General features: G+C 40.4%; 26 protein-coding genes. 22 read left to right on the top strand and 4 right to left on the bottom strand.

Features of this window, described 5'->3' with window-relative positions; all coding sequences use genetic code 11:
• Both K6969_RS11845 and K6969_RS11840 read left to right on the top strand, forming a co-directional pair.
• Positions 1 to 747, top strand: a complete 747-nt coding sequence (locus K6969_RS11845) for a 16S rRNA (uracil(1498)-N(3))-methyltransferase (RefSeq protein WP_321537422.1) — start codon at positions 1 to 3, stop codon at positions 745 to 747.
• Between the two features lie 3 nt (positions 748 to 750).
• On the top strand, positions 751 to 1,467 hold the full coding sequence (locus tag K6969_RS11840; protein WP_029173670.1) for a DUF554 domain-containing protein: 717 nt from the start codon (positions 751 to 753) through the stop codon (positions 1,465 to 1,467).
• A 46-nt stretch (positions 1,468 to 1,513) separates the two neighbouring features.
• Here the strand turns inward: K6969_RS11840 and K6969_RS11835 are convergent, their stop codons facing one another.
• Positions 1,514 to 3,991 (bottom strand): bifunctional 2',3'-cyclic-nucleotide 2'-phosphodiesterase/3'-nucleotidase, encoded by a 2,478-nt coding sequence (locus K6969_RS11835; protein WP_029173669.1) that lies wholly within the window; start codon positions 3,989 to 3,991, stop codon positions 1,514 to 1,516.
• A 256-nt stretch (positions 3,992 to 4,247) separates the two neighbouring features.
• Here K6969_RS11835 and K6969_RS11830 point away from each other — a divergent pair, with 256 nt between their 5' ends.
• The 13 genes from K6969_RS11830 (at position 4,248) to K6969_RS11770 (ending at position 13,166) form a co-directional block, all read left to right on the top strand.
• Positions 4,248 to 6,449, top strand: a complete 2,202-nt coding sequence (locus K6969_RS11830) for a RelA/SpoT family protein (RefSeq protein WP_171943058.1) — start codon at positions 4,248 to 4,250, stop codon at positions 6,447 to 6,449.
• Position 6,450: 1 nt separating this feature from the next.
• Positions 6,451 to 6,894 carry a D-aminoacyl-tRNA deacylase gene (gene dtd, locus K6969_RS11825; RefSeq protein WP_029173667.1) on the top strand — a complete coding sequence of 148 codons (444 nt, stop codon included), beginning with the start codon at positions 6,451 to 6,453 and terminating at the stop codon, positions 6,892 to 6,894.
• Positions 6,895 to 6,955: 61 nt separating this feature from the next.
• The gene (locus K6969_RS11820; protein ID WP_024379357.1) at positions 6,956 to 7,141 is read left to right on the top strand and encodes a hypothetical protein; all 186 of its coding nucleotides are present in this window, start codon (positions 6,956 to 6,958) and stop codon (positions 7,139 to 7,141) included.
• Between the two features lie 963 nt (positions 7,142 to 8,104).
• The gene (locus tag K6969_RS11815) at positions 8,105 to 8,842 is read left to right on the top strand and encodes a response regulator transcription factor (protein WP_029173665.1); all 738 of its coding nucleotides are present in this window, start codon (positions 8,105 to 8,107) and stop codon (positions 8,840 to 8,842) included.
• Positions 8,842 to 9,105 (top strand): hypothetical protein, encoded by a 264-nt coding sequence (locus K6969_RS11810; RefSeq protein ID WP_029945698.1) that lies wholly within the window; start codon positions 8,842 to 8,844, stop codon positions 9,103 to 9,105. The genes K6969_RS11815 and K6969_RS11810 overlap by 1 nt, the downstream gene beginning before the upstream one ends.
• Positions 9,106 to 9,113: 8 nt before the next feature.
• Positions 9,114 to 10,181, top strand: coding sequence for a sensor histidine kinase (locus tag K6969_RS11805; RefSeq protein WP_321537421.1), 1,068 nt, complete (start codon positions 9,114 to 9,116; stop codon positions 10,179 to 10,181).
• Between the two features lie 178 nt (positions 10,182 to 10,359).
• Positions 10,360 to 10,524 (top strand): hypothetical protein, encoded by a 165-nt coding sequence (locus K6969_RS11800; protein WP_153309457.1) that lies wholly within the window; start codon positions 10,360 to 10,362, stop codon positions 10,522 to 10,524.
• Positions 10,525 to 10,605: 81 nt separating this feature from the next.
• Positions 10,606 to 10,773 (top strand): hypothetical protein, encoded by a 168-nt coding sequence (locus tag K6969_RS11795; protein ID WP_153309456.1) that lies wholly within the window; start codon positions 10,606 to 10,608, stop codon positions 10,771 to 10,773.
• Between the two features lie 309 nt (positions 10,774 to 11,082).
• Entirely contained in the window at positions 11,083 to 11,292 is a 210-nt protein-coding gene (locus tag K6969_RS11790) for a hypothetical protein (RefSeq protein WP_029173663.1), read from the top strand.
• 110 nt (positions 11,293 to 11,402) lie between these two features.
• Positions 11,403 to 11,612 (top strand): hypothetical protein, encoded by a 210-nt coding sequence (locus K6969_RS11785; protein WP_029173662.1) that lies wholly within the window; start codon positions 11,403 to 11,405, stop codon positions 11,610 to 11,612.
• Between the two features lie 217 nt (positions 11,613 to 11,829).
• Entirely contained in the window at positions 11,830 to 11,994 is a 165-nt protein-coding gene (locus K6969_RS11780) for a hypothetical protein (protein WP_153309455.1), read from the top strand.
• A gap of 254 nt (positions 11,995 to 12,248) precedes the next feature.
• A complete protein-coding gene (locus K6969_RS11775; protein ID WP_029173661.1) occupies positions 12,249 to 12,950 on the top strand; it encodes a CPBP family intramembrane glutamic endopeptidase in 702 nt (233 codons plus the stop codon).
• 21 nt (positions 12,951 to 12,971) lie between these two features.
• Positions 12,972 to 13,166 carry a hypothetical protein gene (locus K6969_RS11770; protein WP_171943129.1) on the top strand — a complete coding sequence of 65 codons (195 nt, stop codon included), beginning with the start codon at positions 12,972 to 12,974 and terminating at the stop codon, positions 13,164 to 13,166.
• Between the two features lie 94 nt (positions 13,167 to 13,260).
• Here K6969_RS11770 and K6969_RS11765 read toward each other — a convergent pair whose 3' ends face one another.
• Complete coding sequence (locus K6969_RS11765; protein WP_171943128.1) at positions 13,261 to 13,602, bottom strand: type II toxin-antitoxin system RelE/ParE family toxin; 342 nt, start codon at positions 13,600 to 13,602, stop codon at positions 13,261 to 13,263.
• A complete protein-coding gene (locus tag K6969_RS11760; protein WP_044687433.1) occupies positions 13,592 to 13,879 on the bottom strand; it encodes a type II toxin-antitoxin system RelB/DinJ family antitoxin in 288 nt (95 codons plus the stop codon). The genes K6969_RS11765 and K6969_RS11760 overlap by 11 nt, the downstream gene beginning before the upstream one ends.
• A 238-nt stretch (positions 13,880 to 14,117) precedes the next feature.
• On the opposite strand from K6969_RS11760, the gene K6969_RS11755 reads away from it, so the two are divergent.
• Both K6969_RS11755 and K6969_RS11750 read left to right on the top strand, forming a co-directional pair.
• Entirely contained in the window at positions 14,118 to 14,537 is a 420-nt protein-coding gene (locus K6969_RS11755; protein WP_171943127.1) for a hypothetical protein, read from the top strand.
• 525 nt (positions 14,538 to 15,062) lie between these two features.
• Entirely contained in the window at positions 15,063 to 15,737 is a 675-nt protein-coding gene (locus K6969_RS11750; protein ID WP_171943126.1) for a CPBP family intramembrane glutamic endopeptidase, read from the top strand.
• A 536-nt stretch (positions 15,738 to 16,273) separates the two neighbouring features.
• On the opposite strand, the gene K6969_RS11745 is transcribed toward K6969_RS11750, so the two are convergent.
• Positions 16,274 to 16,933: a metal-dependent transcriptional regulator gene (locus K6969_RS11745; protein WP_024414549.1), complete on the bottom strand. Its 660-nt coding sequence runs from the start codon at positions 16,931 to 16,933 to the stop codon at positions 16,274 to 16,276.
• A 125-nt stretch (positions 16,934 to 17,058) separates the two neighbouring features.
• On the opposite strand from K6969_RS11745, the gene K6969_RS11740 reads away from it, so the two are divergent.
• The 5 genes from K6969_RS11740 to K6969_RS11720 all read left to right on the top strand — a co-directional run bounded on the left by K6969_RS11740 (position 17,059) and on the right by K6969_RS11720 (position 22,248).
• Entirely contained in the window at positions 17,059 to 17,982 is a 924-nt protein-coding gene (locus tag K6969_RS11740) for a metal ABC transporter solute-binding protein, Zn/Mn family (protein ID WP_171943125.1), read from the top strand.
• Positions 17,983 to 18,535: 553 nt separating this feature from the next.
• The gene (locus K6969_RS11735; protein WP_024385522.1) at positions 18,536 to 19,306 is read left to right on the top strand and encodes a metal ABC transporter ATP-binding protein; all 771 of its coding nucleotides are present in this window, start codon (positions 18,536 to 18,538) and stop codon (positions 19,304 to 19,306) included.
• Positions 19,299 to 20,159: a metal ABC transporter permease gene (locus tag K6969_RS11730; protein WP_029174393.1), complete on the top strand. Its 861-nt coding sequence runs from the start codon at positions 19,299 to 19,301 to the stop codon at positions 20,157 to 20,159. Before K6969_RS11735 ends, K6969_RS11730 begins: the two co-directional genes overlap by 8 nt.
• Positions 20,152 to 20,991 carry a metal ABC transporter permease gene (locus K6969_RS11725; RefSeq protein ID WP_029174394.1) on the top strand — a complete coding sequence of 280 codons (840 nt, stop codon included), beginning with the start codon at positions 20,152 to 20,154 and terminating at the stop codon, positions 20,989 to 20,991. The genes K6969_RS11730 and K6969_RS11725 overlap by 8 nt, the downstream gene beginning before the upstream one ends.
• Positions 20,992 to 21,126: 135 nt before the next feature.
• The gene (locus tag K6969_RS11720) at positions 21,127 to 22,248 is read left to right on the top strand and encodes an IS110 family transposase (RefSeq protein ID WP_061366882.1); all 1,122 of its coding nucleotides are present in this window, start codon (positions 21,127 to 21,129) and stop codon (positions 22,246 to 22,248) included.
• Positions 22,249 to 22,395: the final 147 nt, after the last annotated feature.

Genomic DNA, 22,395 nt, shown 5'->3' with positions numbered 1-22,395 from the left:
ATGCAGCAGTATTTTGTCAATGGCAGAGCACCGCAGGGCGTGTTCCAGATTAGCGATAAGGACACTGCCAAGCACATGTTTTCTGTCATGCGCTTGCAGGCAGATGACCAGATTGTCCTCGTCTTTGACGATAGTATCAAACGCTTGGCGCGCGTAGTAGACAACCAGAGCCAATCTGTTGAAATCATCGAAGAATTGGCAGACAATGTTGAATTACCCGTTTCCGTTATCATTGCCATGGGCTTTCCCAAGGGAGATAAGCTCGAATTTGTCGCCCAAAAGGCAACGGAATTAGGCATGGCAGCCCTCTGGGCCTTTCCAGCTGACCGGTCTGTGGTCAAATGGGACGGTAAAAAGTTAGCCAAAAAAGCAGAAAAGTTAGAAAAAATCGCCCAAGGAGCAGCCGAGCAAAGCAAACGCAATCGGATTCCAGTAGTTCGCTTGTTCGAGAAAAAAACGGATTTCCTAGCCCAGCTGGCAGGTTTTGACCAGATTATCTTAGCCTACGAAGAATCCGCTAAAGAGGGCGAACAAGCCAACCTGGTGAAAATCTTGTCTGGCTTAGAAGTTGGACAATCAGTTCTGGTTATCGTCGGTCCAGAAGGCGGCGTGTCGCCTGAGGAAGTAGTCGCTTTTGAAAAAGCAGGAGCGGTCAAAACAGGCCTAGGTCCTCGTATTCTCCGAGCGGAGACGGCTCCCCTCTATGCTCTTTCTGCCATTAGCTATGCGACGGAATTGTTCAGGTAGTCCATGTTTGCCTTAGGAACAATTATCAATACCATCGCCATTGCCCTAGCAGGTGTGCTAGGGACTTGGTTTGGACATTTGCTGAAAGAACGCCATCAATCAGGACTAACGGTGGCGAGTGGGCTAGCTGTCTTATTTTTAGGAATTTCAGGTAGTTTAGAAGGACTGTTGACAGTAGTTGACGGTCAACTCAAAAGTCAAAATAGCATGCTTTTGGTTCTTAGTCTAGCCTTGGGGACCTTGATTGGGGAAGTACTGCATATCGAAGGTTGGTTTGAGCGCTTGGGTATCTGGCTCCGAGAAAAGTCAGGAAATGGTCAGGACTCTCAGTTTTTAGATGCTTTCCTGACAGCTTCTTTGACCGTTTGTATCGGCGCCATGGCCATACTAGGAGCCATCCAAGATGGATTGACGGGTGATTATCGCTTGTTGGCCGTTAAGAGTATTTTGGACTTTGTTATCATTTTGATTATGACCTCGAGTTTGGGCAAGGGAGCAGGTTTTTCAGCAGTGCCAGTCTTTCTCTTTCAAGGGGCAATTACCCTCTTGGCACGTTTGATTGAGCCGTTGATGACAGATCAGGCCCTTGCCAATCTCTCCTTTATCGGCTCGGTACTTATTTTCTGTGTCGGTGTCAATATCATCTGGGACAAAAAGATTCGCGTGGCCAATATGCTACCTGCTATTCTTATCGCGGTTATTTGGTCATTTTTTACATAGAAAGAAAAGGGCTCGGTTGCTTATCGGAGCTCTTTACTATTTAACATTAGTTTTCATTTTTCTTGCGGAAAGCACCGACAAGGCCCATCAAACTGATGCCAATCAGGCTAAGAACAGAACTTGCCTCACCAGTTGCAGGGAGTGTTTTTTGTCCTGCTGTTGAGGAGGAAGTACTTGTCTTAGCTGTAGTAGCAAGTTTGTATTTTGGTGCAGGTGCTGTTGTTTTTTCGGCTGGAAGGGTAATGACCTGACCAGACGGAAGTGTAATTTGAACACCAGATTGACCAGATGAAGTTTGATTATCAGTAGCTGTTTGTCCAGTTGGAGGAGTCACGACTTTTGGCTCAGTGTAGACAAACTTGAACTCGCCAAATCCTTCGTTTTCAGCTGAGGCTTGGAGGTAAACCAGACCTTCTTGGTCAGCAACTAGAGTTTTCGCACGATCTGCTGTCAAGAAGCGGAGGTCGAGTCCCTTGATGCTATCTGTAAAGGTCCAGTTATTGTCTGCTGTAGGGTTGATAACTTTCTCAGCGATAATATAATTGATGATGGCTTGGCGGTTTTCTAGGTTGAGCAAGTAATTAACAGAAGCTTCGCGGACCCCAGGGAAAGTACCGTTTGCACGGTAGTTGTTGGTCACCACTATGAATTCTTGATCAGCTGTCACATCTTGCCCATTGTATTGCAGATTCCGAACTCTGCTGGCAGTTTCGTTGACTACCTTACCGTTACGATCGTATTTATTTGGTTGCGTAATATCGTACTGATAAGTTACTCCGTCAATAACGTCAAAATTGTAAGTGCGGAAATCTGTGTTGACTAGGTTTTGTGGCTCTGTTGAGCTTGGGTCAACTTGGTTGAATTGCCCTGCGGACATTTCCAACCATTCTTTGAGTTGAGCACCGTTGACTTTTAAGATGGCTACAACGTTGTCGTAGAGGTAAAGGTCTGCTACGTTCTTGATGGCGATTGGGCCAGCAGGAATGTCTGTATAGGCTGAGGCATCGCCTCGAGTACCAGCCTTAAATGGTGCAGCCGCAGATAGGATTGGTAGATTAGCTTCTGAAGTACCCGCCAACTGTTGTTTGGCATACCAAATCTGTGCATTGTTAACAATCTGTACAGAAGGATCATCTTGGACAAGGGCAAAGAAGCTGTTGATTGGAGCAGTTGTTTCACCGACTTGTTGGCGCACATAGTTGATGGTTTCGTTATGGGCTTCTTTAGCAAGGTCGATGATGCGACTATCTGCTACAGATGATTTTGTATCGATTTTACGAATAGCCGCTTTGCTAGAAGTAGTTGTCCATTTGCCATCTTTAAAGACCAGATTGAGGTCGATGACGCCGAGGTGGTCACCGTATTTACCCGCCATGGTGACAGGAGTGCCGTTGATTTTACCATTTGTATCATCCACGCCAGAGTATTTAGCATAGAAGCTTGGTTTTTCGGCAGTTCCTGGGAATTCTGCGTGGGAGTGACCTGTGATAACCGCATCAACTCCTGACAGGCTGGCGATTTGGTAACCGACATTTTCCTCGCCGACTTCATATTGGTCATCGCCGATACCTGAGTGGGAAAGGACCAGAACGATGTCTGCGCCATTTTCTCGCATGGTTGGGATAATATCGCGAACGGCTTCAACTGCATCACGAACAATCACTTTTCCTTCTAGATAAGCTTTGTCCCAGTTAAGAATTTGAGGGGGAACAATCCCTGTAACACCGACATTTAGTGTAACCTTTTTACCCTCGGTGTCTGTGAATGTCTTTTTCACAATGGTATAAGGGGTGTAGAGAAAGTCTTTCGTAGTCGGATCGAGGACATTGGCATTGACTAGAGGCATGTTGGCTGTACGAATTACTTTTTCGAGGTAGGCAAGGCCGTAGTTAAATTCGTGGTTGCCAAGTGTGCCGACATCAAATCCCAGAGTCTCTAAGGCGGCGTACATAGGATGTTGTTCACCTTCTTCAATAGGATCAACGATAGACTTGTAATTTCCAAGAGGAGTACCTTGAATGGTGTCTCCATTATCTACCAATACGACATTTGGATTTTCTTTTTTTGCTTCTTCGATAAGAACAGCTGTTTTTGCTAGACCCAGTGTCTCTACAGGTTTATCTTGGTAATAGTCATAGTTGACCAAGTTCGTATGGAGGTCAGTTGTTGCGAGAATGCGAACATCAACAGTTTGTCCTTCAACAGGCTGACTAGTTTCAGTTGCAGCAGGAGTGACCGTACGTGCTTCTGAAGCAGTTGAGTCAGTTGTCTCGCTTGTAGGATCACTAGTTTCAGCTGTCTCGGAAGAGCTTGGATTTTCAGCTTCGGTAGTGGCTGGAGCAGGAGAGTCTGTATTATCAGCTTTCTCTGTGGTGTCAGATTCAACTGGTACAGCCTGACTTGCTTCTGTTGAAGAAGCTGGAGTTGTGTTGAGAATCTCTTCGGCTTGAGCTAATTTTGGATTGCTTGCAGCTAGGAGAGCTAGTGTGAGCGCTACGGCACACTTACTGAAACGAAAATTCATAAGAATCCTCCATTTTCTTTTTGTAATAATCTTCTACAATCATTATACAGCTAAGGAATGTAAAAATCAAGACTAATTCTGAACGTTTGGTTGAAAAACAAGTGAAAATAGTAAGAAAAACAATAAAAAAAGGAACGTTCGCCGAATCTGAACTTGGTTTGGATTGTTTGTAATTAGTAGTCTTATGTTGTTAGATTCCTTTTTCTTTTCCAGTGAAAATGGTAAAATAATAGGAAATAGTTAGGGAGAGAAGTAAATGAAAGAAATCAATTACACTGGCGAGGAAGTTGTTGCACTGACAGCAAGCTATCTTCCAGCTGATGATGTGGCCTTTGTTGAGAAAGCTTTGAACTATGCTACTGAAGCTCATAAACTTCAATTTCGGAAGTCAGGCGAACCCTACATTGTCCACCCTATCCAAGTGGCAGGGATTTTGGCAGGGCTCAAGCTAGATGCGGTAACCGTAGCTTGCGGATTCTTGCATGACGTAGTAGAAGACACTGAGGTAACTCTGGATGATATGGAAGCAGAATTTGGTCCAGAGGTCCGCCATATTGTTGGTGGGGTGACCAAGTTAGGCAAGGTTGAGTATAAGTCACATGAGGAGCAACTAGCTGAAAACCACCGCAATATGTTGATTGCTATGTCCCAAGACATGCGGGTCATTCTGGTTAAACTGGCAGACCGCCTTCACAACATGCGGACTCTTAAGCACTTGCGCAAGGACAAGCAGGAACGTATTTCACGTGAAACGATGGAAATCTATGCACCGCTTGCCCACCGTCTAGGTATTTCTTCTATCAAGTGGGAATTGGAAGACATGTCTTTCCGTTACCTCAATGAAGTTGAGTTCTACAAGATTACCCACATGATGAGGGAGAAACGACGCGAACGGGAAGAGTTGGTCAATGAAGTCGTCGACAAGTTAAGAGAATACACAGAGGAGCGCCATCTTCACGGTCAAATCTACGGTCGTCCCAAGCATATCTACTCCATCTATCGAAAGATGCATGACAAGAAAAAGCGTTTTGACGAACTATATGATCTGACAGCTATTCGCTGCTTGATGGATACACCAAGTGATGTCTATGCCATGCTTGGCTACATCCATGAACTCTGGAAACCTATGCCGGGTCGTTTCAAGGACTACATTGCCAGTCCAAAAGCCAATGGCTACCAGTCCATCCATACGACAGTCTATGGACCAAAAGGTCCAATCGAGTTCCAAATTCGGACGGTGGAAATGCACCAGGTTGCGGAATACGGGGTGGCGGCTCACTGGGCTTACAAGCGTGGTGGCAAGGCAACTGCCAGCGAAAAAGAGTTGCGCTGGATTAACAACCTGATTGAACTTCAAGAGGGGGCTGGAGATGCCCAATCTTTCGTTGATTCGGTCAAAGAGGACATCTTTACCGAGCGTATTTACGTCTTTACGCCAGATGGTGCGGTGCGTGAATTGCCTAAGGACTCCGTGCCCATTGACTTCGCCTATGAGATTCATACCAAGGTCGGTGAGCGAGCAACAGGTGCCAAGGTCAACGGCCGCATGGTGCCTCTGACGACCAAGCTTAAGACAGGCGACCAGGTGGAAATCATCACTTCTGCCAACTCTTTCGGCCCAAGTCGTGACTGGGTCAACTTGGTTAAAACTCACAAGGCCCGTAATAAAATCAAGCAGTTCTTCAAAAACCAGGACAAGGAACTTTCCGTCTCCAAGGGGCGTGAAATGCTCCAGAACCTACTCCAAGAAAATGGCTACGTTCCCAACCAATATCTGGACCGTCGCCACATGGACGAAGTCCTGCAAAAGACCAGCTACAAGACCGACGAATCCCTTTTTGCGGCAGTTGGTTTTGGAGAAATCTCTGCCGTGTCCGTCTTTAACCGTCTGACAGAAAAAGAGCGTCGCGAAGCTGAGCGGGCTAAGGCAAAGGCTGCCGCGGACGAATTGGTCAACGGTGGCGAAGTCAAACACGACAACAAAGACAGTCTCAAGATTCGTCACGAGGGTGGCGTGGTCATAGAGGGAGCGTCAGGTCTGCTGATTCGGATTGCCAAATGTTGTAATCCAGTACCTGGCGATGAGATTGTCGGCTACATCACCAAGGGACGTGGGGTTGCCGTTCACCGTGTAGACTGTATGAACCTCAAGAGCCAGGAAAACTATGATGTCCGCTTGATTGATGTTGGTTGGGAGGATGAAAATTCGACCAAGGAATACATGGCAAATATTGATATTTACGGTCTTAACCGCTCAGGACTGCTCAACGATGTCCTTAAGGTCTTGACCAATGCCAGCAAGAACATTTCCTCGGTCAATGCCCAGCCAACCAAGGATATGAAGTTTGCGACCATCCACGTCTCCTTTGGTATTTCCAACCTGGCAACCTTGACCAGTCTGGTGGATAAGATCAAGTCTGTGCCAGAAGTTTACTCAGTGAAAAGGACCAACGGATAAGATGAAAATTGTACTACAACGTGTATCACAGGCCAGTGTGACCATCGAAGGAAGTATCCATGGGCAAATTGATCAGGGGCTCTTGCTCCTAGTCGGTGTAGGGCCAGATGACACACAGGAAGACCTGGACTATGCTGTTCGGAAAATTGTCAATATGCGGATTTTTTCAGATGAGGCAGGCAAGATGAACAAGTCTGTTCAAGATGTGGCGGGCAAGATTTTATCCATTTCCCAATTTACTCTTTTTGCGGATACAAAAAAAGGCAATCGCCCTGCCTTTACAGGAGCGGCAGCTCCTGCCCTAGCCAGCCAACTCTACGATGCCTTTAACCAGGCTTTGTCAGACTTTGTGCCCGTTGAAGTGGGCGTTTTTGGGGCGGATATGGCGGTCAGCTTGGTCAATGATGGTCCGGTGACCATTGTGTTGGATACCAAAAATCGCTAGACTACTATACATTTTTAAGGAAAATTGATATACTAATATCAAGAAAATGTGGAGGTGTCGGATGAAAAAGTTATTAACCAATCATTTCTTTTATTTAATCCTTGCTTTTGTACTAATCTTAGCGATTTATTTCAGTGATTTGGATAAACGTTGGATTATCTTAGCAAGTTTTCTCTATTTCATTCCCTCGCAGATTTTATACCGTCGTCGCCTTAAAGAGCGACTACAAGAAGACCAGCCCAAGTAGGCTGGTTTTTTGATGTGTAAATTGGACTACAATTCTTTATTAAATATGCTATAATAGTTTTTGCAGAAAAGTAAAGACGGTGGCTCTAATTTCTGAAAGGTAGGTGGGAGCGGTACAGAACTCAACTTGTAGAAAATGAGTTCGTCTTACCGCCCCCGCACAGCTCAAAAGGTTCAGTGAACCTTTTGAGGTTGGAAATAGAGCGAACTTTGTTCGCAACAGTCGTAATGGTCAGATTTGGAGTGCGAAGCACGAACTGCCGTGATTTGCTTTGCAAATCCTATCTCCAACCTTAAACAGTCCCCCGGACTGTTTAAGCCAATCAACCACTGCGCTGAGATGTTGACGCGAATTAAGAGAAGTGGAATGGAACTTTTTGTTCTACTATGCAAATCATCAAAATCTAACAGAAGGGAGAAGCTATCTTTGTCAACCTTTGAGTGGCTAACACTCATTTTTGTAGCTGGTACAGTCATCCAGTTTTTCTTTTATTACTTCGACGAGCGAGGAAATGTCGTTTCCTTATTTCCAACTTCAAAGACACCACTGGAGTCTTTGAACTCGCTTTGCCGTACTCTGCAGGGGTAACTTGCTTTCGCAAGTGCTATCTACAACCTTGTACAGTCACTCGACTGTACAAGCTGTCTGCAGCTCGTTGCCTAGTACTAAAAGTAAACTGGGTGACTATTATCTTTTATTGCTCTCGTGATGTTAGTGCTTGAATTGGTAAAATCGACAAAAAAATAACCGTCTATAACTTTGGCGAGTTCACGGTTATTTTTTAAATAATTTGTAAACAGCCACCGTCTTAAACGGTTCTGCAAGGGGTAGTTGTTTCCAGCAACTACCTTTTTCTATGTTTATTATACATCGGTAGGTCTACCAAGTCAAGTTGGACATTTATCTTTTGCTGAAATATGCTATAATAATGATTATTACTTACAAAAAATGTAGGAGATTTCGATGCTTAATATTTTTGTATTAGAAGATGATTTTTTTCAGCAGAGCAGGCTAGAAAATGCTATTAGGCAGTGTGTTGAAGAAACGTCAGTAAGATATAAATTCCTAGAAGTTTTTGGTAAACCAAATCAATTATTGGAATCAATCGAGGAAGCGGGGAATCACCAATTTTTCTTTTTAGATATTGAAATTAAAGGCGAAGAAAAGAAAGGAATGGAAATCGCTAAAGAAATCCGTGCTCGCGATCCCTATGCTGTTATTGTCTTTGTAACAACTCACTCAGAATTTATGCCGGTAACGTATCGTTATCGAGTCTCTGCTTTAGATTTTATAGATAAAGGCCTAGAGGATAGTGACTTTCAAAAGGCAGTATCAGATGTGTTGGTGCATGCTTTTGAAAATATTGATCATACTATAGCTGAAAATTCTTTTATATATAAAACTGAAACTGCTCATATTCAAGTCCCTTTTAGTGATATCCTTTATTTTGAAACATCATCAACAATACATAAAGTCATTTTAAAAACCAAAACAGGTCAGACTGAGTTTTACGGGAAAGTATCCGATATAGCGAAAGCAGATGAACGACTTTACCAGGCACATCGTTCTTGTGTAGTGAATCCATTAAATATAACGAGATTGGACAGAACAAACCATATTGCCTATTTTGAGAATGGAGATTCTTGTTTTGTTTCTCGTTTGAAGCAGAAGAAACTTGCAGATTTGTTGGAGATTAATTGATGAATATTTTTATATCTCCATTTTATGACACTTTATTCTTTATTGACATGCTGATTCGTTTGATGATTCTTCAACAAATTAGTGGTTTATTTTTAAGCAAGAAGAAAAAATGTTGGATTGCTTTTCTTCTTACTTGTTGTCAGATAGTTTTATATGATATTTATTCTTTGTTGGAACCTTTTTCATTTTTAGTTGTTATTCCTTTTTTAAAACAAATTGGAACAAGACGCAAAAAATATTTTATGGATTATTACCATTTGTGATAGGGGATATGTTTCAAAGGATAATTGCTCTTTATTTGAGATTCCTATTCCAACTTGAATACTCTGCCATGAGTTTAAATATAGTATTTAATGTAGTTATAACATTACTACTTCTACCGTTTTATTTATTATTTTTCAAGGGATTGGGAATCGAATCTAAGGATTTAAAAGTAGATACAATAGATAAGGAACTGAGAAAGACATTCAGGTGGTTAAACGCCTCATTTATAACTTATTTTTTGCTTGTAAGGATTACTACTCAAGCTGAAATATGGAGTCAGAGAGGTATGATTGTTATAGATTGGAATCCTTACTATATTCGTACTAATATTTTGTTGCTTTACTTTGCAATATTTATCGTTAGTATGTTATATTTGAATTATCAGAAGAAAGAGAAACAAGCTAGAGAAATTCAGGAATTAAAAGATAAGCAAATTACTGATTTAGGCCGTTATAGTCGTCATGTTGAGTCGCTTTATAAAGAAATTCGAAGTTTCCGACATGACTATACAAATATTCTCGTTAGCTTAAATGAGGCGATTAAAGATGAGGATATTGTTGCAATTCGATCTGTTTATCACGAAGTGATAGCAGATTCGGATAGAAAATTCTATGATGGAAAGTATGATATAGCTAGACTATCCAATATACAAAATCCTGCAGTGAAGAGTTTACTATCATCTAAGATGTTGGAGGCACAAAAAAAGGGTATTGCAATTTCTGTGGAAGTAGATGCTGAAATGGAACCACCTGCTTTAGAGTTGATAGAATTCATAACGATTCTGTCTATTTTATTAGATAATGCTATCGATGCTGCAGAGCAGTGTGCAAATGGAAATATTGTATTTGCCTATTTCCAGGAAGATGACCGAAAAATTGTGGTTGTAGAAAATACTACTGTTGAAGATAAGGTAGTAACAAGTCATATATATGAGTATGGTCACTCTACAAAAGGAGATAATCGAGGAATTGGCTTGGCTAATGTAAAAACTATTTTAGATAACTATCCTAAATTTTCTATATCAACGAACAGTAGCAATCATCGATTTGTTCAGGAGTTGGTGTTTTTGGAATAAGATTTATAGATGTAAGTCCAGTCGAAAGGCTGGATTTTTTTGCATCTTCTCGAAAAATGGTCATTCATTACAAAATAACGACAGTTCATGACATGGATGAAAAAATAGGGCTGAGTTAGCTTATACTAAATGTGTAAAAATAGGAACAAGGAAACTATTTTAAAAGGAGGTCGTTAACATGCAAAGCAAGAATAGAAACACTAAATATGTGATGAATGTAATAAAAAATACAATCTACCTATCTATGTTTTCAGTACTTGTTTTGGATTTGATTATGGAAGGTAAAATAAATTTTGAATACATTTTAAGCTGGGGATTATTGTTATATTTTATTGATGACTGATAGTTTCACATATTTTGACAGTAAATAGCAAATGCAATTTTGGTTACGATCTACTCAGCGTATCGTAGGAGGAATAATTTTATGATTTGGCTTATTAAACTTCTATTGGTTGTTGTAATTTCCATTCCTGTAACAAGTATTTTACAGCCTTTTCACAACCATTACTTAAATGGATTCACGGTTGCGGTCATTTCCGTCATTGTGTCCCATTTAGTGGATAAATATGGGAAAGGTGGGGATGAAGTATGAGTAAAGAGCTGAAAAGGATGTTGAAACTCGGGACACTTTTCCTTGCCTTATTTATCTTTAATATGTTTTTTCTTAAATGGTTGTCTGTTATAGGATTTGTTATTCATTTTAGCGAAATTAGTTATTTGGTTCCACCGCTGTTTTCAGTCATCGTTCTATCGATGATTGAAAAAAAGAGAAGTATGAAAACGACTCAATGAAAAAATGGTCATTCATTACAAAATAACGACCGTTCATGACATGGATGAAAAAATGGTGGTGTGTTGGTCTATACTAAGAGTGTAAAAAATAAGAACAAGGAGAAACGAGATGACAGTGAAAAAGAAAATTGCTATGACAGAAGAACAATTTCTACATGTCGCTATGATAGTCTATACCTTGTATGTGCTGTACTTACTTGTCACCAAGAATTTTGTACCACGCTTCATAACTCCCTATGGACTGTATTTATTTGTTCTCGTTGAAGAAAAATTAGAGAAATTTTGCAAAAAACTATATCACAACTTAATGAATCGATAAAAAATGGTCATTCATTACAAAATAACGACAGTTCATGACATGGATGAAAAATTTGGTCTGAGTTAGCTTATACTAAGAGTGTAAAGAAAACAAGAACAGGAGAAACAAAGATGAGAGAAAAAAAGGAAATTGTTATTACAGGGAAACACGTATTACATGCAACAATGCTTGTCTATACCTTCTTTATTGGATTTGCATTCATTAGACAGAATCTTGAGTTGCCGATGTTGATGCCATACGGATTCTATCTACTTACCCTAATTCTTGAAAAAATGGACAAAAGTGGCAAAACGTTATTTGAAATCAGAATTGAGCGATAAGGAAAATGATAGTGAGGAGAACTGAAGATGAAAGAACATAAATATCCTAAGGAAGAAAAAAAATTTGATTTTAAAACGGTAGCTATTCTCATACTATCTCTAGTAGTATTTGCTTGACTCGTTCCACCTGTTTATACAGTTTTTAAAGATTTTGAATTTGAAATCGGTGTTTTATTAGAAATTGTTTTATAAAAAACAAGAACAAGGAGAATTGAAGATGAAAGAACATAAATATCCTAAGGAAGAAAGAAAATTTGATTTTAAAACGGTAGCTATTCTCATACTATGTCTAGTAGTATTTGCTTGGCTCGTTCCACCTATCTATACCGTTTTTAAAGATTTTGGATTTGAAGTCGGTGTTCTATTAGAAAATGTTTTCTAAAGAAAACAAGACCAAGGAGAACTGAAAATGGAAAACAAACTTCAAATGATGACTATCAAAGAAAGAATAAAATTATGCAGTTCTTGCAAGGGCTTGTTGTAGGAATTTTAGTCACTGCTGTTCTTATTCACCTAGTAGCTTGGCTTGTTCTTGGAAAAACAGTAGATGTTTTCTCATCTAATTTCTATCCAACGCTCTTTATTACATTGTATTTTCTAATGAAAGTGAATAAGACTAAAAAGGAGGACTAGCTTATGAAACGTGTTAAAAATATATTAAAATTTATTGGTTTGATTCTTGTCATCGTTGCGATTAACATAACTCCGATGCGATTGATTGCCATACAGGATTCGATGTCAGGTGTTATGCAGTGGGTTTCTGGCATTGGCTATCTGGTCATTGCGACAGCTATTGTGGTGTGGACTTGGAAACGGTATAAGAAAGGTCTACCTGATCAGCAAAAACGGTTCACATTTACTTGGAAAGATTTTGGGTTTGCTCTGCTATTTTTCTTGGCCGGACGAGTTGTCGGTATTGGCGGAACGTTATTGACCCAGTTGGTAACTGGCAATGCCACCACAGCCAACGATGCAGCACTTTTGGCTACAAATGAGCAATTGGCGAAGATGTTTCCGCTATACTTTGTTGCCTTTCATATTGCAATAGGTGTCTTTGCTCCTTTTATGGAAGAGCTCGTTTTCAGAGGTTTGTTTAGCAGTTATTTCTTCAAAGAACATCAAAAATGGCTAAAATTGATAATCAGTTCAGCTGTCTTTGCTCTTCTTCATGCAATTCATCCAATTGAGTTGTCACTTTACTTCTTGCTGGGGGCAGTCTTCTATTTGGCTTATGCTCGCCGTGGCAATATTGTGGATGCGATTCTTGTTCATATCTTGAACAATAGCTTGATGGTTATCTTCTCAATTATTGGCTACTTATTGATACTGTTTGATTAGGGATGTTAAAGGAGTTCAGTTATGACAATGATGGAAAAATTAGATAAAAAATACCAAGAATTTGAAACAGCTTATGAGTCTTCTACGTTTGCAATGAAATTCTTGGTCTGGGTAGGAGTAGCTCTGACCTTGATGATACTTGGCTCAGTTCTTGTACCGGCGATTTATTCAGCAGGGCAAGAATTCGGGGAATTTCTATATTCTGTTTTTGGATGAGGGAGTGGTAGAAAATAAAATGAAAAAAGCTGAGCAATCAGCTTTTTGTTTACGCTTGTTTCGTTAGACTTGTTGAAGGTGGGGGAGTTGCTCGTTATTTGAGGGCTTGCTTGAATAGATTGTCTAGGTTGTTTAGGTAGTCTGTCCTTGCTCCTCTAATGCGAAGGATATCTACACGAGAGCCACGAATCAAATAGAAGATGAGATGCTGTTTTCCAGGAATCATCCGTGTTTTTCCTTCTGGGAATAATGCTCGTCCCAGACGAGCATCGAGGTCAATATATCCCTCTGGAAATATTTCTAAGGTCAAGATAGCTGTGCTCAGAGATGCAAGCACCTTTCGAGCACTTGATTCTGAAAATTCACGGACATAATACTGGTAGATTTCCTCTAAATCTTGTTCGGCTTTAGCAGATAAATGTACTTCATAGACCATATTTGGCGAATACCTCACGAGCAGGTGTCGTGTGTCCTGATAAAACTTCTTGGTAGCCTTCATCAAGCTCTGCAATTAACTCATCTAGAAAAGCATCTGCACGTGCCTCTTCTACCGTTTTTATTGGCAAATCTTGCTCTTCAACCATTCTTTCTACAAATAAATTAAGAGCATCAGAAAGGGTCATATCTTTTTCTGATAAGATTATTTTTGCTTGTTCCAATAATTGTGCATTTACTCTAAAATTATATTGTCTATCCCTAACCAATCCTGCCATTGTCTTCGACTCCAAATTCTAATATGTATAATAATAGTGTAGCTATTTGTTTTACATCTGTCAAGCGATAATCTGGTACTGAATATCTTGGATAATATCCGGTGACTTCGAAAAAATGGTCATTCATTACAAAATAACGACCGTTCGTGACAGGGATGAGAAAATTGGGGTGAGTTAGGTTATACTAAAATAGGAAAAACAATTGTGTAGCAGTAATATACACTGGAGGTATTATATTATGAAGGAAAATAATTCAAGGAAAAAACAATTGATATTCTTTCGATTTTGGGCTGGTCAACTTCCCCTAATTGTTTTATTTGTTCTCTATATGATGAGAGAGGTCATATCTCTTCAAATCTTATGGTGTGTGACAATTGGAATGTGTATGTCTACTGCTTTCGTCGTCAATCATTATTTCATGAAAGAAGTAAGAAAGCAGGGAGAACATACAGTGTGGGAGCCTACTTTGTACTTGCAACAGTTAGGTTTCATAGTCTTATTTTCAATCATAGGACTAGTAAGTTTGTATAGAGGTTTGACTGCAGAATATTTCTACCAGAAAATAATCGGTTTTATCGGATTCATCATAGCAATTACCTTTTTAATCTTGCTATGTTGGGGAATTCGTGCTATGAAAGATTGGAAAAAGAATAAGTAATACTTGCAATAACATCTAGTAAAAACAGTTTAATAACAGTGACCGGAGGGATAAATGGTTGATTTTTTCAGCTTCCATTTTGCAGTGAATTGTATGAATAGAAAGCTATTATTTTTACTTTTATTTTTGATGAATATTTCCATAGTTGTCTATTATTACCTCGAAAGTAAGGTGCTTTCTGTAAAAGACTGGATTATTATTGGCACTTGGTTGATTATTTTGAGTCAAATCAATAAAAATGCTAAATAAATGGAGTGTCGTTTGACAATACATTAGAAACAAGAAAAAATAGGATTAAAATATCTGAAGAAAGTATGGGATAAGAATATGAAAATGCTAAAATTGACAACTATTATTCCCTTGTTTATACTATTAATGATGGGAATACTAAACTTGTTTCGAGTGACAGACTACTTGCGATATATTTTAAATATACTGGGGTTAGTAGGAATATTAATTCTAAGTTATCATACATATAAAAAGAACACTCGGAATTAGTTGTAATAGATAAAAAATGAGTAGGATATGAAAATAATAAAATCAATCGGTTTAGCTGTGGGTACCTTGTTGTTCACTTTGCTCATTCAATTTCCAGTTTATGTGGGGATAACAGCCTTTCAAGAGAATATGCTTTTAAAACTTGCAGTCATGATAGGTCTTGGTCTTGCAATATTGGCACTACTTTCTGTTATCAGACGAGGAATGGTGAAGAATCAAGTCTTTTCAAGAGAGAAGCTGAATATTTTAAAAATAGTCGGAATGACAGCACTGGTATTTACGGGTCAAACTTGCCTGAACCTCCTTTGGCAGTATTTGGGTCTTAGTCCTAGTGATTCTAACGCCTTGGATACAGTCAATCAGTTAAATTCAGACAATTTTGGGGTGATAGCTCTCTCAGTTGTCTTGTTTGCTCCAGTTTTAGAAGAATTTCTTTACAGAGGAATTTTGTTAGAAAAGACAGCCCAGTATTTTCCTAAGCATCCTCAAATAGTCATCGTATTTTCTGCCCTTCTATTTGCCTATTGTCATACTTGGAGCTTTTCAGTGGCATTTTTAGACCACTTTATAACAGGGGCTTATCTGGGTTATCTGTATATGTGCAATAGACGAATGACGGATACTATCCTTGCACATAGCTTCTATAATGCCTCCATTTTATTCCTCCAAATTTTATTTGGCTTGGTGCAGATTGGTGGATAAAAATTGACAGTAGACATTTTGGGGAAATGCCTGTATACTGAGAGGAAACGAGGCTGGGCAAAAAGCCCAGCACCGCTTCTCAACGTTAGTGTCAACATCTCAGCGCAGTGGTTGATTGGCAGATTTGTTCGTGTTTTACACTCCAAATCTGACCTAATCAACTGTGCGGGGGTGGGAAGACGAACTCTTCTATGAATGGTCGAGTTCTTTCCCACTCCCACTATCAAGTGCAGAGGTGGTCAGAAATATGAGAAAATTTTTTCAAGGCCTTAATCAAGAATATCTGGAAACCAGAAGTTCAGTTGGAGAAGATTGGCTGGAATGGTTGATTCAGAGAAAGATGACCTGGGGTATGCGGTGGGGCTTGGTACTCGTGTTCATGTTTGTCGTGCAGCCTATAACCTATAACCCTCACTTTCTATTGGGCTGTTTTTATATAGGTTCTTTTTTGGGTTTGGTATATATCCTAGGGCAACTATTTTTTGCAACCAGATCCATTTTCCGCAATGTGAGAAAAAAATAATCGCTCAGCTTGTTTAGGCTGGGCGATTGCTTTTTTCGATGAATAATTGTTGGGCGATGGCTGTTGGGACGGCGAGCTCTTTGTCCTTGTACTGGATGGTGATGGTTTGGGCAAAGTGGTCGAAGTCTGTGACGGTTAGTAAATCGCCGACAGCTAATTCATGTTGTTCCAAGTACTGAAGGAGTTGATAGAAGTCATGGATACGGACAAGCTGGTAGTTCCCTGTCTCAGTTAGCTGTGACAGCCTTGTCTGGTAGCGTTCGATGAGCGGTTGTCCTGCTTGAGGAATGCTTCCCCCGTGAGGACAAGTTTGAGGCTGTTCCAGTAGCAGGTCTAGGCGATTGATAAAGTGATCTGAAACGGTGTGTTCTAAAATCTCAGCCTCTTCATGTACTTCTTCTGGAGAGTAGCCAAGTTGCTCAACTAAGAATACCTCAATCAAGCGGTGTTTGCGATAGAGGCTGGCTACCATTTCAAGGGCAGTTTGGCTGAGGAGATAACCTGCCTTGGTATCCTTAGAAATGAGCTCTTCGGCTACCATTTTTTTGAGCATTTCGGAAACGGCTGGTGCGGAGAAGGCCATCTTCTCTGCGATGAGTTTATTGGTAATTTTTTGGTCTAATTGACCCAGTTCATAAATACATTTTAGGTAATCTTCTTTGTTTGGTGTCATGAGAACTCGCTTTCTACTGAAACTATTATATCAAAAAATTTAAAAATCAGTTGACAAAATGAATTTTTTAGCTTAATCTAATTATATAGTTAGGTATACTTAATAAAAATAAAAGGAGAACCTATATGAAGAAAATATTGTTCAGTTTTGCTCTGCTATTGTCCCTAATAGGGCTAGGAGCTTGTCGTCCATCGCAAACCACAGAAGGATCTAGTAAGCCAAGAGTGGCTGTGACTACTTCCTTCCTCAATGACATGGTCTATCAGCTGGCGGGTGATGAGGTGGAACGTGATTTGCTGATTCCAGCAGGAGAAGATCCTCATTTGTACGTAGCCAAATCTAGTGATCTATCAAAATTACAAAAGGCTGACCTTGTTCTCTACCACGGTTTGCACTTTGAAGGTAAAATGGTTGAAGCTTTGGAGAAGACCGGAGTAGCTGTTTCTAAAAACTTTAATGCAAAAGACTTGAATACGATGGATGAGGATGGAGAAGAGATTGTCGATCCGCACTTCTGGTTTTCAATTCCCTTGTACAAGTCAGCTGTAGCTGTAGCTTCAGAGGAACTACAAAAACTCTTACCTGCTAAAGCTGAGATGATTCAGAAAAATGCAGAAAAGTACCAAGCGCAGCTAGATGATTTGCATGCTTGGGTAGAAAAAGAATTAAGTGTGATTCCAAAAGAAAGTCGCTATTTGGTAACACCACATGATGCCTTTAATTACTTTGCTGCTAGTTATGACTTCACTCTTTATGCTCCTCAAGGCGTGAGCACCGACTCAGAAGTGGCTAACAGTGACATGATTGAGACAGTTAACCTAATCATCGACCATAATATCAAGGCTATCTTTACAGAGTCTACAACCAATCCAGAACGCATGGAGAAATTGCAAGAGGCAGTAAAAGCCAAAGGTGGTCAGGTTGAAGTTGTTACTGGCGAAAGTAAGGAGTTGTTCTCAGATTCCTTGGCACCAGAAGGCGAGGAAGGGGATACCTTTATCGACATGTACAAACATAATGTTAAACTGATGGTTAAATATCTGAAATAGTACAGGTCGAACGGACTTGCTATTCAATGAAGACTAGAGATATTACCGAAGATAGAGTTGATAGGTACCAATATGAGGGATAATCAATTGTTTCGAGCACAAGCAGTATAGGACTCGTTCTATAGGAGGTGGTAACGCTTGGGGGAGGATAGGCGTTAGTAGCAAATCATACCAGTTATTGAGGTCCTTGACTAGAAATACTGTTTGTAGACCTCGATGATCTTGGTTCACAGCGGGACAGTATATATCACTAGTCTGTGCGTGAATAGGGCTTTCAAATGAGTAGTAAAAAGGACTCGGTCTAGGTCGAGCTCTTTCCGTTTTTGGACCATTTTTAACAGATTTATAAACATACGATTGAAGGAAGCATTGGTGCTCTACGAAAATCAAATTCATGCACTTATGTGTTGAAATAAGCGATGTATAGGGTTTGCTAGCAATTTGTTGGTACGGTATCTTAATCTTATCGACTTTCTCAGCTTGGTAGGTTGGTCTGATTTTGATTTTCATTGAGTATGAATGAGGTATATCATTTTAAAAAATAGGAGGAAATATGTCAGCAATCATTGAATTAAAAGATGTCAATTTAGCATATTCAGCCAGCCAGACCATGGCTTTAGAAGATGTTAATTTGGTGATTCCCAGAGGGAGTCGGACGGCTATTGTTGGACCAAATGGTGCTGGGAAGTCCAGTCTATTCAAGGTCATTTTGGGGTTGGAAAAACCTGACACAGGGCAGGTTCGCCTGCTTGGTCAGGAGGCAGGTCTAGAGAGGTTGATTGCTCAAAAAGTAGCCTATATTCCCCAGTCCAGTCAAGTAAACTGGCAATTTCCTGCAACAGTCTTTGAAATTGTTCTGATGGGACGCTTCGCTCATAGTAAGGGGATGTTTAGAAGACCGACTAAAGCTGATAGACAGATTGTTGAGCAGGCTCTAGAACGGTTAAAAATTGCGGATTTACGCCATCGTCAGATTGATCAGCTTTCAGGTGGGCAGCGTCAGCGGGTCTTTCTAGCCAGAGCCCTGGCACAGGAAGCAGAATTGTATCTTATGGATGAGCCTCTAGCAGGGATTGATCAGGCAACAGAAATCATGATTATGGATATGCTCAAGGAGTTCCAATGTGAAGGGAAAACTTCCATTGTCATTCATCATGACTTAACGACGCTGGATGCCTACTTTGATCACCTTGTCTGGCTTCATAAGCATGTGATTGACTCTGGTCCGATGGATGAGACTTTGACAAGCGAGAATTATCAGGCGACCTACGGCATAGGAAATGGGCTGTTTTTAGGAAATGCCAAAGGAGGCAGCCATGTTTGAGGTTTTCAAAGAGTATTCTTTCTGGACAGTTGCTTTAGGGACCGTCAGCCTAGCTGTAGCAGCCAGCACTATCGGAAGTATATCTGTTCTTACTAAACAGAGTTTGCTTGGGGATGCTCTGGGGCATGCTTCTTATCCTGGAGTGATTGTCTCTTTCATGATTTTTCAGTCGCGACATCCTCTCTACTTGCTGTTAGGAGCAGTGTTGTCAGGCTACTTTTCTTATGCACTTGTCCATTGGCTGCGTCGAAAAGGTGGTCACAGCCTAGTCAATGCCCTTTCATTGGTGTCTGCGTCTTTCTTTGGTTTGGGAATGGTCTTGAAAAATGCTATTCAGGGAAATGAAGCCTTTGCAGGGGCTTCCCAAGCTGGATTGCAAACCTATCTATTTGGACAGGCAGCCTTTATTCAGCTGGATGATGTGATACTCATCGGAATTATTTCACTATTGGCTTTGGCATTGTTTGCTTTCTTTTATCAAGACTATAAGCTATATCTGTTTGATCAAACTTTTGCAAGGGTTATTGGTGTTCGTGTAAAGTACTTACAGCAGTTGACGATGTTTTTGATGATTTGCCTAATTGCAGTAGGATTAAAGTTAGTCGGAGCTATTTTGATGAGTAGTTTTTTGATTGCACCAGCTGTCTTTGGCTTGATGCTGGGAAAATCGTATCACAAGAGTCTATTACTGGCAGGAATCGTTGCAATTGGGTCGGCTTTCGTAGGGACCTGGATTAGCTCCAGTGTATCTGGCTTGTCGACCGGACCGACTATTATCGTCTGTCTGACAGGTCTGACTCTGTCTGCATTTGTGTATGTTACCTATGTCAGAAAGGAGAATGGTCGTGTTTGAAGTATTACTCATTTTGATGGTTATTGCTAGTTCTTGTGGCTTGCTCGGCTCGATACTGGTTGTAAAAAATCAATCGATGTTGGCAGATGCGCTATCGCATTCTGTCTTGCTTGGGATTGTTCTGGGATTTTTTATTAGTCATAGTTTGGATTCACCGTTGCTAATAGTTGGTGCCAGTCTGTTTGGGTTATTATCGGTTCTTGCCATTGACCGTCTGCATAGTCGAAAGATAGCGCATGATGCCGCAACAGGTCTAGTTTTTTCTTTCTTTTTTGCGATGGCGGTTTTGCTTATTTCTCTTTTTGCTCGCAATGTTCACTTGGATGTGGATCTGGTTTTGCAGGGGGAAGTACTTTTTGCTCCGCTCCATCGTATGGATGTTCTAGCCTGGTCACTCCCTGTTAGTCTGGTCAAGTCGAGTTTGGCTTGGTTGGTTATTGTTCTATTTTTTGTTTGGGCTTACCATCGTTTACAAGTGTATCTATTTGACAGCAACCATGCTCGTTTGTCTGGCTTACGAACAAGGATTTTAGAAATGGTTATTTTGATTCTAGTTTCCTTAACTACTGTTCTGGCCTTTGAAGCGATTGGCTCGATGACTGTTATTGTTTTCTTGGTGGCACCAAGTATGGCTGCCCTACGTTGGGTCAAATCCTTTTGGCAATTGCTTCTTTTAGGGCAAGGTATCGCTATTTTAACGGTTGTGCTAGGTTTTTTAGTGGCCAATCAACTGGATTTAACCATGTCAGGGACCTGTGCCGTTGTCAGCCTTCTTGTGGTTTGTTCGAGTATTATTCTAAAAAATACTTGGTCATGGTCACCTGATAAGTGAAATTGTCAGAATTTTTTGTTATTATAGACAATATGTAAAGACCCCCAGTTGAGAATTCGTGGATTTACCTGTACACTAGAATAAAAAAACAATCAACTTCTAACAGGAATTACCACACTCAATTGGAGGTCTTATATGTTTCATTTTACCACACTTTTCATCGGAATGGATGTTCACAAAGAAAGTTTTTCACTCTGCTATTATGATATGATGGCGAATCAATTCAAACATAGCACTAAAGTTGGTCCAAATGTTAGCTATATTGTGAACTATGTGAATGAGCTTCGTCGTTTATATGGTCAAGATGCAGAAGTGTTATGTGGCTACGAAGCCGGATGTCTTGGATTTACCCTATATCACCAGCTACAAGCTCACGGGATTCCCTGTATCGTGATGGCGCCTACAACGGTGATGAAGGAAGGATCTAAGCGTGTTAAGACTGATAAAAAAGATGCAGCTCAGCTCGCAAAAGCTCTGGCCTTTCGTAGCTATCGGCCTGTTCATATTCCTACTGTTGAGGATGAACAAGTCAAAGAATATATCCGCATGAGAACAGACCACAAAGTGGCTCTGAAGAAAATCAAACAACAAATTCTTGCCTTCTGTCTCCGACATGATTTTCGCTATACCGAGGGAAGCAGTAATTGGACACAGAAACATGTTCGCTGGCTCCGTTCCCTAAAACCTGAGGGACTTTACGCAGAGATTTTGACAGAATATCTATTGACCTATGAGAAATTAGTAGATCAAATAGAACGGTATGATGCACGAATTGAGCAACTGGGTCAAAGCGACAGTTATCAAGAGAAGGTCTCACGGCTTTCTTGCTTTATTGGCATTAAAACACTAACTGCTCTTTCCATTGTGACAGAAATCGGTGATTTTAATCGCTTTGCGACAGCTCAACATTTTGCTTCTTATCTTGGGCTAACTCCTAGCGAAAATTCTAGCGGCGACAAGGAGAGAAGAGGTGCTATCACCAAAGCTGGGAATAGCCATGTGAGACGACTTCTGATAGAAGCTGCACAATCATTGGCTAAGGGGACGATTGGGTATAAATCCAAAGAATTGAAAAGGAGACAAAGTGGAAACCGAGTGGAGGTGATTGCTTATGCGGATAAGGCTAATGAACGCTTAAGAAGACGTTATCGCACACTTGTTCTAGGAAAAAATAAGAAACAAAATGTTGCTAAAACAGCTATTGCACGAGAATTGTCTGGTTTTATTTGGGGGATGATGACAGGAAGAATAGCTTGAAGTTAGCGCTTGTTTTCATGTACACTTTTGACCATTAAGTTTTATCATCGCAGAGCGATGAGGAATCCCTATTTCTATCCAAAATCACTGGGTGAATTTGGACAGAAATAAGGATTGAAATCATGTTTGAATGGAAAGTATCTTGAA

Source organism: Streptococcus suis (assembly GCF_019856455.1).
Taxonomy (GTDB): Bacteria; Bacillota; Bacilli; order Lactobacillales; family Streptococcaceae; genus Streptococcus; species Streptococcus suis_AE.
This window is presented reverse-complemented; position numbering and strand designations above follow the sequence as displayed.